Annotated in this window: 11 protein-coding genes; 6 read left to right on the forward strand and 5 right to left on the reverse strand. The window is 62.4% G+C overall.

Annotated elements, in window-relative coordinates:
* Nucleotides 1-22: 22 nt before the first annotated feature.
* The 5 genes from pyrR to gshB form a co-directional block, all read right to left on the reverse strand.
* The gene (gene pyrR / locus E4P01_RS06095; protein ID WP_005792260.1) at nucleotides 23-529 is read right to left on the reverse strand and encodes a bifunctional pyr operon transcriptional regulator/uracil phosphoribosyltransferase PyrR; all 507 of its coding nucleotides are present in this window, start codon (nucleotides 527-529) and stop codon (nucleotides 23-25) included.
* A gap of 132 nt (nucleotides 530-661) precedes the next feature.
* A complete protein-coding gene (gene ruvX / locus E4P01_RS06100; RefSeq protein WP_005792259.1) occupies nucleotides 662-1,099 on the reverse strand; it encodes a Holliday junction resolvase RuvX in 438 nt (145 codons plus the stop codon).
* Nucleotides 1,099-1,668 carry a YqgE/AlgH family protein gene (locus E4P01_RS06105; RefSeq protein ID WP_005792257.1) on the reverse strand — a complete coding sequence of 190 codons (570 nt, stop codon included), beginning with the start codon at nucleotides 1,666-1,668 and terminating at the stop codon, nucleotides 1,099-1,101. Before E4P01_RS06105 ends, ruvX begins: the two co-directional genes overlap by 1 nt.
* Before the next feature lie 50 nt (nucleotides 1,669-1,718).
* Entirely contained in the window at nucleotides 1,719-2,624 is a 906-nt protein-coding gene (locus E4P01_RS06110) for an energy transducer TonB (protein WP_032878937.1), read from the reverse strand.
* A gap of 77 nt (nucleotides 2,625-2,701) precedes the next feature.
* A complete protein-coding gene (gshB, locus tag E4P01_RS06115; RefSeq protein WP_005792255.1) occupies nucleotides 2,702-3,655 on the reverse strand; it encodes a glutathione synthase in 954 nt (317 codons plus the stop codon).
* A gap of 239 nt (nucleotides 3,656-3,894) precedes the next feature.
* On the opposite strand from gshB, the gene pilG reads away from it, so the two are divergent.
* The 6 genes from pilG to E4P01_RS06145 all read left to right on the forward strand — a co-directional run bounded on the left by pilG (nucleotide 3,895) and on the right by E4P01_RS06145 (nucleotide 13,742).
* Nucleotides 3,895-4,302, forward strand: coding sequence for a twitching motility response regulator PilG (gene pilG, locus E4P01_RS06120; RefSeq protein WP_216090433.1), 408 nt, complete (start codon nucleotides 3,895-3,897; stop codon nucleotides 4,300-4,302).
* Nucleotides 4,303-4,348: 46 nt separating this feature from the next.
* The gene (gene pilH, locus E4P01_RS06125; RefSeq protein ID WP_003234583.1) at nucleotides 4,349-4,714 is read left to right on the forward strand and encodes a twitching motility response regulator PilH; all 366 of its coding nucleotides are present in this window, start codon (nucleotides 4,349-4,351) and stop codon (nucleotides 4,712-4,714) included.
* 12 nt (nucleotides 4,715-4,726) lie between these two features.
* Nucleotides 4,727-5,251, forward strand: coding sequence for a chemotaxis protein CheW (locus E4P01_RS06130; protein WP_032878938.1), 525 nt, complete (start codon nucleotides 4,727-4,729; stop codon nucleotides 5,249-5,251).
* A complete protein-coding gene (locus E4P01_RS06135) occupies nucleotides 5,248-7,299 on the forward strand; it encodes a methyl-accepting chemotaxis protein (RefSeq protein WP_032878941.1) in 2,052 nt (683 codons plus the stop codon). Before E4P01_RS06130 ends, E4P01_RS06135 begins: the two co-directional genes overlap by 4 nt.
* Before the next feature lie 175 nt (nucleotides 7,300-7,474).
* Nucleotides 7,475-13,294, forward strand: coding sequence for an Hpt domain-containing protein (locus tag E4P01_RS06140; RefSeq protein ID WP_216090432.1), 5,820 nt, complete (start codon nucleotides 7,475-7,477; stop codon nucleotides 13,292-13,294).
* The gene (locus tag E4P01_RS06145; protein ID WP_078822552.1) at nucleotides 13,287-13,742 is read left to right on the forward strand and encodes a chemotaxis protein CheW; all 456 of its coding nucleotides are present in this window, start codon (nucleotides 13,287-13,289) and stop codon (nucleotides 13,740-13,742) included. The genes E4P01_RS06140 and E4P01_RS06145 overlap by 8 nt, the downstream gene beginning before the upstream one ends.
* Nucleotides 13,743-13,812 lie beyond the last annotated feature (70 nt).

Below are 13,812 nucleotides of genomic sequence, written 5' to 3' on the forward strand. Positions count from 1 at the left end.
CGGGGACTCTGTACAAGGCGGTTTAAAGGGCAAGGTCTTGCAGTTCGAGTTCGAGCGGCGTGGGACCGGACAATTTTACCCGCTGCCGGGCTTGCAAAGACAGTGTTGCACCTACGACATCCGGGCTGATCGGCAATTCGCCAGCATCCAGGTCCAGCAGGCAGACCAACGTAATGCTGGCCGGGCGCCCGTAATCGAACAGTTCGTTCATGGCGGCGCGTATGGTACGGCCGCTCATCAGGACGTCATCGATCAGGATCAGGTGCTGGCCCTCAACCTCGAATGGCAGGGCCGAAGGTTGCACCTGTGGGTGCAGGCCGTTCTGGCTGAAGTCGTCGCGGTAGAAGGACACGTCCAGCGTACCCAGGGGCGAATCGCTGCCCAGTTCTTCCAGTAACGCCTGGGCTACCCAGACACCGCCGGTGCGGATGCCGATAAAGCGCGGTTCGCTGATGCCGCGGTGTTCCAGGTGCGCCTTGAGGCGTAATGCCATCTGGCTGATCAGTTCGGCGGGATTGGGCAGGCTCATGGGGGCTCCTTTTTAAGTGTGTAGGGGCAAGCTTGCTCGCGAAAAACTCATGGGTACCGCGTTCATCCAGCCTTCACGCGGTATCGTTAACGTTCTTCGCGGGCAAGCCCGCTCCAACAGGATCGCGGCGGGTCAGGATTCAAATAAAGCGGTGTTTTCATCCAGCCAACCCTGCAACAGCAAGGCGGCGGCGATGGCGTCCACGGGGTTGTCGCGGTAACTGCCCTTCTGCCCGCCGCGGTCACGACGCTCACCCTTGGCTTCAAAGGTGGTCAGGCGCTCATCGTGGGTATAGAAGGGCAGGTTGTAGCGGCCATTGAGGCGGCGCGCGAATTTTTCGGCGCGCAGGCACATGTCGCTGGGGGTGCCATCCATGTTCAGGGGCAGGCCGACCACCACAGCGTCGGGCTTCCACTCTTTGATAAGGGCTTCAACCTGGTTCCAGTCCGGTATGCCGTTCTGGGCCTTCAAGGTGCACAGCTCGCGGGCCTGGCCGGTAATAACCTGGCCGACCGCTACGCCGATCTGTTTAGTGCCGTAGTCAAAACCCAGGATCAGACGCAAGGCCATCAGGCGTGCCCCGCCTGGCTGGTCAACAGGCTGAGGTTGACCCGCAGCTTGGCGGCGGCAGCATCAAGGCGCAGTTCGCTGGCGGTGTTGAACAGGATGTCGGCGTCGAACGGGCAGGTCAGCCAGGCATTGCTCGCCAGCTCGGCCTCCAGTTGCCCGGCTTCCCAACCGGCGTAGCCCAGGGTAATCAGGCTTTGCTCAGGGCCGACGCCATCGGCGATCGCGAACAGCACGTCCTGAGACGTGGACAGTGACACGCCCTCAAGATCCACCGTGGCCTGGTATTGCGGCCCGGTGGGGTGCAACACAAAGCCGCGATCGGTCTGCACCGGCCCGCCGATATAGATCGGCACATCCTGGCAGCGGGTCGGTGGGTCGAGTTCCGGGCGCAATTGCTCAAGGATATCGGCCAGGCTCAGCTCCTGTGGACGGTTGACCACCAGCCCCATGGCACCATTGGCCGTGTGCTCGACGATATAGGTCAAGGTCTGCGCAAAGTTCGGGTCGGCCATATGGGGCATGGCGATCAGGAATTGGTGCTTGAGGTAGGTCGGGCTGACGTTTTTCATGTCCGCTAGTGTGGCGTTGGAGGGGCGAACTGACAAGTGTAGGAGCGGTGTCAGTTGCTGGACAGCCGGTCGCCCTTGGCAAACTTCCAGGTGCGGATGATTTCCAGGCGGTCCACGTCATTCAAGTCGCCGCTGAACGGCGCAAAAGGCGCGGCCAGGCGCACGATGCGCTGGGCGGCCTGGTCCAGCAGCGGTTGGCCGGAGGACTCCAGCACCTGCACTTCATAGAGCGAACCGTCACGGTTGATCGATACCAGCAAGCGCAAGTTGCCATAAATCTGCTGACGCCGGGCTTCGTCCGGGTAATTGAGGTTGCCGATGCGCTCGACCTTCTTGCGCCACTCGTCCTTATACCAGGCGCCTTTGTCGCGCATGGTCGACGCGGCGTTCAGGCGGTAGATGCGCGGGCGCTTGGCATACAGCTGTTGTTCGTGGGCCAGTTCGGCTTCCAGGCTGGAAATTTCGTCGGACAGCGTCGAACTGTCGAAGGTTGGCGCGGGCTTCACCGGCTCGGGCTTGGGTTCAGTCCTGGTTTTTTCGCGCTGGGTCGGGGCCTTTTGCGGCTTGGGCGCAACGGTGGTCACGGCGGCCTTGGGCGTTGCCTGCTTGACCTCGGGCTTGGGCACCGGCGGCGGGGTGACCTTATTGACCTTGTTGTCCTGGAAGGGCGCTACTTCAGTGGTCTTGGGCACGGCTTTCTTGTCGAGCGTACCGCTGCCCTGCTGGTTATCCTGGGCAAGAAAGTCGGCCTTTTCGGGCTTCTTCTCACTTTTGAACGTAGCGAGGGTGATTTCCAGGGTCTTGGTGATCTGCTTGGGCTCGACCATGGTGAAGCCCACGCCCAGCAACAAGGCGAGGTGAATCAATGCGGCGAGAAACAGGGTAAATCCGAGCCGATCAGCCGGGCGCACGCCTCTGTGGGTGAGTTCTGGGGGCAGATCGGACGGGAGTGTCATGACAAGAAAACCAACATCGCGCGTTTCACAGGTGGCGCATGATAACGCAATGTTGGTGTGTGTCCGGCTGTTCTATGTCACTTGGCTTGTAGCTTGCGCTCAATGGCGGCCATCAGCATTTCGCCGATGTTCGTGCCAAATGCATTGTCGATCTCGCGAATACAGGTAGGGCTGGTGACGTTGATTTCCGTGAGGTTCTCACCAATTACGTCGAGTCCGACAAACAGCAGACCTTTTTCGCGCAGGGTCGGGCCAACTTGAGCGGCGATCCAGCGGTCCTTGTCCGACAACGGCCGTGCTTCACCACGACCACCGGCCGCCAGGTTGCCACGGGTCTCGCCCGCTGCCGGGATGCGCGCCAGGCAGTAGTCCACCGGCTCGCCGTCGATCATCAGGATGCGCTTGTCGCCATCCTTGATCGCCGGCAGGTAAGCCTGGCCCATGATCTGCTGGGTGCCCAGCGCAGTCAGGGTTTCGAGGATCACCGACAGGTTCGGGTCGCCAGCGCGGTGGCGGAAGATCGAAGTGCCGCCCATGCCGTCCAGCGGTTTGAGGATCACATCGCCATGCTTGGCAGCGAATTCACGCAGTACATCGGCGCGGCGGCTGACCACGGTCGGCGGCGTGCACTGCGGGAACAGGGTGGCAAACAGCTTTTCATTGCAGTCGCGCAGGCTCTGCGGCTTGTTGACGATCAACACGCCGGCGCGTTCGGCCTGCTCCAGCAAGTAGGTGGAGTACACAAACTCCATGTCGAACGGTGGATCCTTGCGCATCAGGATCACATCGAGGTCGCTCAGGGGGCTGTCGATTTCATCCGAAAGCTCGAACCATTTCTCGGGGTTGGCGAATACCTGCAACGGACGCATCCGCGCCCGCGCCTCGCCGTCGCCCTGGTACAGGTCGCGCTGTTCCATATAGAACAACGTCCAGCCGCGGGCCTGGGCGGCCAGGAGCATGGCCAGCGAGCTGTCCTTTTTATAGGAAATGCTGGCGATAGGGTCCATGACAATGCCGACGCGAACGCTCATGGGGGGTTTCCTCTAGCAAATTAGGGCGCATAAAAGTGGCGTCAGAGTGGCGCTGTGGTTGTTGTGGGTCAAGGAAAAACCACCGGGTGGGTGCCTCGATAGATTGCGCCCGGAGACTGTGCTAAAAAGACTGCCACGGCGTAGCAGCCCTTGAATTCCAAGGCTTGCGGCGCTCATCCTGTGCAACATCAGGCAGTACACACCGAAAACCGATTCGCTGTGGCGATGGTAGAGCAGATATGGAACAGCATTCCAACGCCTTGAGAGTGATGGTGATCGACGATTCGAAAACGATCCGCCGCACCGCCGAGACACTGTTGAAGAACATGGGGTGCGAGGTCATCACCGCCATCGACGGTTTCGATGCCCTGGCGCGGATTGTGGATCATCACCCGCACATTATCTTTGTCGACATCATGATGCCGCGCCTGGATGGCTACCAGACCTGCGCCCTGGTGAAGAACAACCCGGCGTTCAAGGCGATCCCGGTGATCATGTTGTCCTCCAGGGATGGCCTGTTCGACAAGGCCAAGGGGCGCATCGTGGGTGTCGATCGATTTTTGACCAAGCCTTTCAGCAAGGAAGAACTGCTGGGTGCGATCAAGGCCTATGTGCCTGCCTTCGCCGCAGTAGAACAAGCACACTGACGCCACCTCACAAGGGCCGGCGCCGACCAATGTAGTGGGGAAAACCATGGCACGTGTTCTGATCGTCGACGACTCGCCGACCGAAATGTACAAACTGACCGGCATGCTGGAAAAGCACGGCCATCAAGTCCTGAAAGCCGAAAACGGCGCGGACGGCGTAGCGCTGGCTCGTCAGGAAAAGCCCGACGCCGTGTTGATGGACATCGTGATGCCGGGCCTCAACGGCTTCCAGGCCACCCGCCAGTTGTCCAAGGAGCCGGAAACCAACGGTATTCCGATCATCATCATCACCACCAAGGATCAGGAAACCGACAAGATCTGGGGTGCACGCCAGGGCGCCAAGGATTACCTGACCAAGCCGGTGGACGAAGACACACTGATCGCCACCCTGAACAAGGTACTGGCCGGCTAAAGGCTCGCGATCATGACCGAGTCGCAAACCGCCTTCGAGCTGCTGCTGGACATCGACCGCCGTTGCCGCCTGCTGGCCGCCGACCTGCCGTCCCAGGAAACCCGCCTGCAACGCTGGAGCGGTATCGGCTTTCGCCTGGGGCCACACTGGTACGTGGCGCCCATGGGCGAGGTCGCCGAGGTGTTGCATGAACCGCGCTGCACCTTGATGCCGGGGGTCAAACCCTGGGTCAAGGGCGTGGCCAACCTGCGCGGGCGCTTGCTGCCGGTGCTGGACCTGGGCGGTTTCCTTGGCCTTGAGTTATCCAAGGCGCGCAAGCAAAGGCGGGTGCTGGTCGTGGAGTTCAATGACGTGTTTGTCGGGCTGCTGGTAGACGAAGTGGTCGGTATGCAGCACTTCCCATTGGATGCCTGGATGGCCAGCACCGCGTCCGGCGCGCCGTTTATCCAGGGCCAGTTCGACGGCGACCCGCAGTGGCAAGTCTTCAGCCCCTTCGCCCTGGCCCAGGCCCCTGGCTTCATGGATGTCGCCGCATGAGCACCGTTACTACGCCCAAACCCCAGGCCGCTTCGCGCAGCCGTTCGCAGATCATTGTGCTGTTTATCGCCTTGATCGTGTTCATCATGTTGCTGTTCGCCAACTTTGCGTACCTCAACACCCAGTCCACCTACGACAAGCAGTACATCGGCCACGCCGGTGAGCTGCGCGTGCTGTCCCAGCGCATTGCCAAGAACGCCACCGAAGCCGCCGCCGGCAAGGCCGCCGCGTTCAAGCTGCTGGGCGAGGCGCGCAACGATTTTGCCCAGCGCTGGGGCTACCTGAAAAAGGGTGATCCGCAAACCGGCTTGCCCGCCGCACCCAGCGCGGTGCGCGCCGAAATGCGTGCCGTGCAGACCGACTGGGAAGCGCTGCTGAAAAACACCGATGCGATCCTCGCCAGCGAGCAGACCGTTCTGTCCCTGCACCAGGTGGCTGCGACCCTGGCCGAAACCGTGCCGCAACTGCAAATGGAGTCGGAAAAAGTCGTCGATATCCTGCTGCAACGCGGCGCCCCGGCCAGCCAGGTGGCGTTGGCCCAGCGCCAGTCGCTGCTGGCCGAACGGATCCTGGGGGCGGTCAACACCGTGCTTGCGGGCGATGAAACCGCCGTGCAGGCCGCCGATGCCTTCGGTCGCGACGCCAACCGTTTTGGCGTGGTGCTCAACGGTATGCTCAACGGCAACCCCGGGCTGCGTATCACTCAGGTCGAAGACCCTGACGCCCGTACGCGGCTGGTGGAGATTGCCGAGCTGTTCGAGTTTGTCTCAGGCTCCGTGGATGAAATCCTCGAAACCTCGCCGCAGTTATTCCAGGTGCGGGCTTCGGCGAGCCATATCTTCAACCTGTCGCAAACCCTGCTCGATGAAGCCTCGCACCTGGCCACCGGTTTTGAAAACCTCGCCGGCGGGCGCAGTTTCGACACCATCGGCGGCTATCTGCTGGGCCTGCTGGCGCTGGCCTCGATCATCCTGATCGGCTTGGTGATGGTGCGCGAGACCAACCGCCAACTGCGTGAAACCGCCGAGAAGAACGAGCGCAATCAGAACGCGATCATGCGCCTGCTGGATGAAATCGAAGACCTGGCCGACGGCGACCTCACTGTCACCGCCTCGGTTACCGAAGACTTCACCGGCACCATCGCCGATTCGATCAACTATTCCGTGGATCAATTGCGTGACCTGGTCGCCACCATCAACCTGACGGCCGGGCAAGTCGCCGGTGCGGTGCAAGACACTCAGGCCACCGCCATGCACCTGGCCCAGGCGTCGGAACATCAAGCGCAGCAGATTGCCGAAGCGTCTACCGCGATCAACCAGATGGCGCAGTCGATCGACCAGGTATCGGCCAACGCCGCCGAGTCCTCAGCGGTGGCAGAGCGCTCGGTTGAGATCGCCAACAAAGGCAACGAGGTGGTGCACAACACCATCCATGGCATGGACAACATTCGCGAACAGATCCAGGACACCGCCAAGCGCATCAAGCGCCTGGGCGAGTCATCCCAGGAAATTGGCGACATCGTCAGCCTGATCGACGACATTGCCGACCAGACCAATATCCTCGCCCTCAACGCCGCGATCCAGGCCAGCATGGCAGGCGATGCCGGGCGCGGTTTTGCGGTGGTGGCCGATGAGGTGCAACGCCTGGCCGAGCGCTCGTCGGCGGCCACCCGGCAGATCGAAACTCTGGTGCGGGCGATCCAGGCCGACACCAACGAAGCAGTGATCTCCATGGAGCAGACCACCACCGAGGTGGTGCGCGGCGCACGCCTGGCCCAGGATGCCGGGGTCGCGCTGGAAGAGATCGAAGGCGTGTCGAAAACCCTGGCGGCGCTGATCCAGAGCATTTCCAATGCGGCGCAGCAGCAGACGTCTTCGGCCGGGCAGATTTCCCTGACCATGAATGTGATCCAGCAGATCACCACCCAGACGTCGTCGGGGTCGACCGCGACCGCCGAGAGCATTGGTAACCTGGCGAAGATGGCCAGTCAGTTGCGCAGGTCGGTGTCGGGTTTCACCTTGCCGCCACCCAAGCAGGTGGACGATTGAAATACGACCTGAAGAACGCAACAGTCCAATTGTGGGAGCTGGCTTGCCTGCGATAGCGGTCTGTCAAATACAGATGTATTGCTGACCCACCGCTATCGCAGGCAAGCCAGCTCCCACATTGGATCTCCATTGTTTGTGAGATACCAGCAACCCACGAATTCTAAGCGGAGCAGTTATGGTTGATCGGCACGACTACGTGGCCCTCGAATGGGTCAAGGGCGACATTGCCGAAACCCTGAAACAGGCCCGTTCGGCGCTGGACGCTTACGTTGAAACCGGCGACGGCGACACCCTCGACAATTGCCTGGCCGGGATCCACCAGGTGCATGGCGCGCTGCAAATGGTCGAGTTCTACGGCGCGGCGCTGTTGGCCGAAGAGATCGAGGAACTGGCCCTGGCGCTCCAGACCGGTCGCGTCAGCCAGCGCGAAGAAAGCATCCGCCTGCTGCAACAGGCCCTCGGCCAGTTGCCGCTGTACCTGGATCGCGTACACAGCGCCCGCCGCGACCTGCCGCTGGTGGTACTGCCGCTGCTCAACGACCTGCGCACTGCGCGGGGTGAAAGCCTGTTGTCTGAAACCAGCCTGTTCAGCCCGCAACTGCTGTCGATCGCGCCGCTGCCTGATGAAACACTGGCCCAACGAGCAACGCCGCAGTTGCATGAGCAGTTGCGCCAATGGCACCCCTTGCTGCAACAAGCCCTCGCCGGGTTGCTGCGTGAAGACCACGGCCCGAGCAACCTGGAAGATATGGCGCGGGTGTTCGCACGCCTTGAGGCGTTGTGCCAGGGCGCACCGTTGTTACCGCTGTGGCAGGTGGCCTCGGCACTGGTCGAGGGCATGTTGACCGGCGTGGTCGCCAACAGCCCGGCACTGCGCAGCCTGCTCAAGGCCAGCGGCAAACAACTCAAGCGCCTGCTGGCCCAGGGCATTGACGGCATCAATCAGCCTGCGCCGGATGAGCTGCTCAAAAGCCTGTTGTTTTACGTGGCCAAAGTCACCCGACCGACGCCGCGCATGCAAAGCCTTAAAGAGCGCTATGGCCTGGATGAAGCTTTGCCCGACAGCGCCGTGGTCGACGCCGAGCGTGCGCGAATGGCCGGGCCGGACCGCAATGCCATGGGGTCGGTGCTCGGTGCCTTGTGTGAGGAGCTGGTGCGGGTCAAGGAGCGCCTCGATCTGTTCGTACGCAGCGACCGCCAGCACATCGACGAACTCGACGCACTGCTGGCGCCCCTGCGGCAGATCGCCGACACCCTCGCCGTACTGGGTTTTGGCCAGCCGCGCAAAGTGATCATCGACCAGTTGGCCGTCGTGCTGAGCCTGGCCCAGGGGCAACGCGAACCCAATGACGCGGTGCTGATGGACGTGGCAGGCGCGTTGCTCTACGTCGAAGCCACGCTGGCGGGCATGATCGGCACGGTGGAGCCGCAAAGCCGCGAAGAAAGCCGGCTGCCCACCACCGACCTGACCCAGATCCATCAGTTGGTGATTGCTGAATCCTGCCAGTGCCTCAAACAAGCCAAGGAACTGGTGATCGACTGCGTCGAAGCCCATTGGGACCGCCAGCGTCTGGAATCCTTGCCGCAATTGCTGAGCCAGGTGCGTGGCGCGCTGGCGATGATCCCTTTGCCGCGTGCGGCGAGCCTGATGCGCGGCTGCACCGATTATGTCGACGAGCAGTTGATGATCAGCGATGTCGCGCCTTCGCCGGTGCAACTGGAGCAGTTCGCCGATGTGATCAGCAGCCTGGAGTATTACCTGGAACGCATGCTCCAGGACCCTGACGCCGCTGGCGAGCGTGTGCTGGAGCGGGCCACCCAAAGCCTGGCGGCGCTGGGTTATCTGCCGGCCGAAAAACCCTGGCGCCAGGCATTGGTCGCGCCCGATGGCGCACTGTCGACCGAACAGGCACCGAGCCAATCCCAATTTGACGCACTGGCAAGCCCCACGTCAGGCCTTAATCCTCCGGCCCTGCAACGCCCCGGCAGCCTGCTGCCACCGCCGGCAGGTGAAGAGCCGATTGACGATGAGCTGCGCGAAGTCTTCCTCGAAGAAACCGACGAAGTTCTCGACGTGCTGCACCGCAACCTGCCCAACAGTGCGGACAAAACCGCCCAGGGCGAAATGCGCCGTGCCTTCCATACGTTGAAGGGCAGCGGTCGCATGGTCCGTGCCCTGGTGCTGGCCGAACTGGCCTGGGCCGTGGAAAACCTGCTCAACCGTGTGTTGGAACGCAGCGTCGCCCTTGGCGCCGAGGTGCAGCAGGTGCTGGATGAGGCCGTGGCTGTGCTGCCGGAATTGATCGCCGATTTTGCCATCGACGACCAACGCCAGCGCGACGAAGTCGACGCCCTGGCCGCCCGCGCCCATGCCTTGGCCAGTGGCGCGGCAACAACCGCTGGCGAGCCCCATGATCCGATGCTGATGGAGATCTTCCGTAACGAAGCCCAGAGCCATCTGGACAGCCTCAACCACTTCCTGCACCACGCCGCCGAGCAGGTGCCGTTGCAGGTCAGTGATGAACTGCAACGCGCCCTGCATACGCTCAAGGGCAGTGCCTACATGGCCGGGGTGTCGCCCATCGCCGAACTGGCGCGCCCCCTCGACCACCTGACCCGCGAATACAAGGCCCATCGCTTGCCCCTGGACCTGGACGAAGTGGAGTTGCTGCTGGAAGCCGAAGGGCTGTTCCAGCGTGGCCTGCGCGACCTGGACAGCGATCCCCTGGCACCCATCCAGGGTGCAGCGGATCTGATCAGACGCACCCAAAGCCTGTTGGACCAGCAGCTTGCAGCGCTGCTCGAAGCCCCTGGCAGCGGCCTGCCGATCAAGCGCGATCGGCATCTGATCACCAACTTCCTGGCCCAGGGCATGGACATTCTGCTCGACGCCGACAACCTGTTGCGCCGCTGGCAGCAACATCCCGGCGAACGCCAGGAACTGACCGCCTTGCTGGATGAGCTGACCACCTTGGGGGAGGGCGCGCACATCGCCGACCTGCACGCTATCGACGCGTTGTGCGAGGCCTTGCTCGACCTGTATGGCGCTGTGGAAGAAAGCAGCCTGGCGGTCAGCGAGCGGTTTTTCCATGAGGCGGAACAGGCCCATGAGGCGCTGATCAACATGCTCGACCAACTGGCTGCCGGCCAGGAAATCAGCCCGGCACCTGCGCGGGTACAAGCCTTGCACGCGTTGCTGGATGACGCGCTGGACCCGTCCGCCACCGGCCTGATCAAAAGCGACGGCAGCCGCGCCCTGAGCATTTCGGAACTGGGTGCTGCCACTGCGCAGTTGGATCAGCAAACAGCCATGGATGATGAGATTGTCGACATCTTTCTTGAAGAGGCCGTCGATATCCTCGACAGTGCCGGGCAGTCCCTCAAGCGCTGGTTGCTGGAGCCCGAAAGCGCCGCGCCGTTGTCCTCACTGCAACGGGACCTGCACACCCTCAAGGGCGGTGCGCGCATGGCCGAAATCGACCCGGTGGGCGACTTGGCCCATGAGCTGGAGTGCCTGTACGAGGGCCTGGTGGACCGCCGCTACAGTTACACCCCCGAGCTGTCCCAGGTGCTGATGGCCAGCCACGAACGGTTGGCTTTGCAACTGGAAGAACTGCAACAGCAGCAGCCTTTGAGCGACGCTGCCGAGCTGATCGCCAAACTGCGTGAGCTGCGCCAGAACAGCGCGCCGGCGACTCCGGCTGCGGCGGCGCCGGCCTCAGGTGCAGACCCTGAATTGCTGGATATCTTCCTCGAAGAGGCCGCCGATATCCTCGACAGTTCAGGCAGCGCGTTGCTGCGCTGGCAGGCCGAGCCGGGCAACCGCCAGGAAGTCGAAACCCTGCTGCGTGACCTGCACACCCTCAAGGGCGGGGCGCGCATGGTAGAGATCGGGCCGATTGGCGATTTGGCCCATGAGCTGGAGTTTCTCTACGAGGGGCTATCCGCCGGGTTGCTGGCGCCGACCCCAGAGCTGTTTGCGCTGCTGCAAGGTTGCCATGATCGTTTGGCACAGATGGTCGACGCCGTAGCGGATGGGCTGCCGGTGGGGGCGGTGGACAAACTTATCGAGCGCATCAAAAGCCTGGTGCACCCCAGTGTAGAGCCGGTGGTGCCCGTGGCGTTGCCTGCGGGCAAGGCTGAAGCGGCGGTCGACCCCGCTGCCGACATGGTGAAAATCTCCGCCGAACTGCTCGACGACCTGGTTAACCTCGCCGGTGAAACCTCGATTTTCCGTGGCCGTATCGAGCAGCAAGTCAACGATGCGCGCATTGCATTGAATGAAGTTCAAACCACCATCGAGCGGATGCGCGATCAATTGCGCCGGCTCGACAGCGAAACCCAGGGGCGCCTGCTCAGTCGTCAGCAGGCCGAGGCCGAACGCCTGGGCTACGAAGAGTTTGACCCACTGGAAATGGATCGCCATTCGCAGTTGCAGCAGCTGTCCCGCGCGCTGTCCGAATCGGCCTCCGACCTGCTCGACCTCAAGGACACCCTGGAGCAGCGCCATCAGGATGCCCACGATTTGCTCCAGCAACAGGCGCGCATCAACACCGAATTGCAGGAGGGCCTGATGCGCACGCGCATGGTGCCTTTCGAGCGGATGCTGCCACGCCTCAAGCGCATCGTGCGCCAAGTGGCGCAAGAGCTGGGCAAGGACGTGGAGTTCATCGTCGGCAATGCCGAAGGCGAGATGGACCGCAACGTGCTCGAACGCATGGCGGCGCCACTGGAACATATGCTGCGCAATGCCGTCGACCACGGTCTGGAATCGCGTGAGGTGCGGTTGCAGGCGGGCAAGCCGGAAAAGGGGCGCATTACCCTGGACCTGACCCACGAAGGCGGCGACATCGTCTTCGACATGCGTGACGACGGCGCCGGCGTGCCCCTTGAAGCGGTGCGGCGCAAGGCGATCAAGCGCGGCCTGCTCGGCCCGGATCAAACCATCAGCGACCGCGACGTGCTGCAGTTCATCCTGCAGCCGGGCTTTTCCACGGCAGAAAAAATCACCCAGATCTCCGGGCGTGGCGTGGGCATGGACGTGGTGCACGAAGAAGTGCGTCAACTCGGCGGCTCGATGGTGATCGACTCGACCCCAGGCGTGGGCGTGCACTTTCGTATTCGCCTGCCGTTTACCGTGTCGGTCAACCGTGCGTTGATGGTGCAATGCGCAGACGACCAGTACGCGATCCCCCTCAACACCCTCGAAGGCCTGGTGCGCGTACTGCCACATGAACTGGCCGGGCACTACCAGCAAGACCCGCCGCATTATGAATACGCCGGCCAGCGCTACGAGTTGTTTTACCTGGGGGATCTGCTGCACACCGTCAGCCGCCCGAAACTTCTAGGCCAATACCAACCGCTGCCGGTGTTGCTGGTGCACTGCAATGAACGGCGCGTAGCGGTGCATGTGGATGCCATGGCCGGCACTCGCGAGATCGTGGTCAAGGGCCTGGGACCACAGTTTGCCGGGGTACAGGGCGTGCCCGGTGCGACCATCCTCGGTGATGGCCGCGTGGTGTTGATCATTGACCTGCTCGCGCATATCCGCGCCCGCCAACCGGCCTTGCCGGCCCAGGCAGTGGATGTGCCACTGGTCCTCAACGACCCGCTGAAAAAACGCCCGCTGCTGGTACTGGTGGTGGACGACTCGGTCACCGTGCGCAAAGTCACCAGCCGCCTGCTGGAGCGCAATGGAATGAACGTGCTTACCGCCAAGGACGGCATTGATGCCCTCGCGGTGCTTGAAGAACACACCCCGGACCTGATGCTGCTCGACATCGAAATGCCGCGCATGGACGGCTTCGAAGTGGCCATCCAGATACGCAATGACCCGCGCCTGATGCGCCTGCCGATCATCATGATCACCTCGCGCACCGGCCAGAAACACCGCGACCGCGCCATGGCCATTGGCGTCAACGACTACCTCGGCAAGCCGTACCAAGAGTCGGTGCTGCTGGAAAGCATCGCCTACTGGAGCAAGTCCCATGCTTGACCACCGCGCCAGCCAACTCACCGGCCTGCTGCTGCCCCTGGCCGACCGCCACCTGGTGCTGCCCAACGTGGCCATCGCAGAGCTGATCGACTTCCAGCGCGGCGAACCGGCCAGCGATGCACCGCCGTGGTACCTGCGGCAAGTGACCTGGCGTGATCGGCAAATCCCCTTGATCAGCTTTGAAGCCGTGTGCGGTGAAGCCAGCGTGACCGGCGAACGTTCCCGGATCGTAGTGTTGAATGCCTTGGGTGGAAGGCCGACGTTGAAGTTTATTGCGCTGGTGATCCAAGGCATTCCCCGCTCTTACAAGCTCGATAGCGAATTGAGCTATGTGGACGTGCCGCTGTGCCCACTGGAACTGGCGGCGGTGCAGGTGGGCGAGCAGGTGGCGAAGGTGCCGGATTTGATGGGGCTTGAAGCGTTGTTGGTAGAGTCCGGTCTGGACTGATCCTAAGCCTTGTGAAATTCCAATGTGGGAGCTGGCTTGCCTGCGATAGCGGTGGGTCAGCAATACATCT

The organism is Pseudomonas sp. NCIMB 10586, assembly GCF_023127895.1.
GTDB lineage: Bacteria > Pseudomonadota > Gammaproteobacteria > Pseudomonadales > Pseudomonadaceae > Aquipseudomonas > Aquipseudomonas synxantha_A.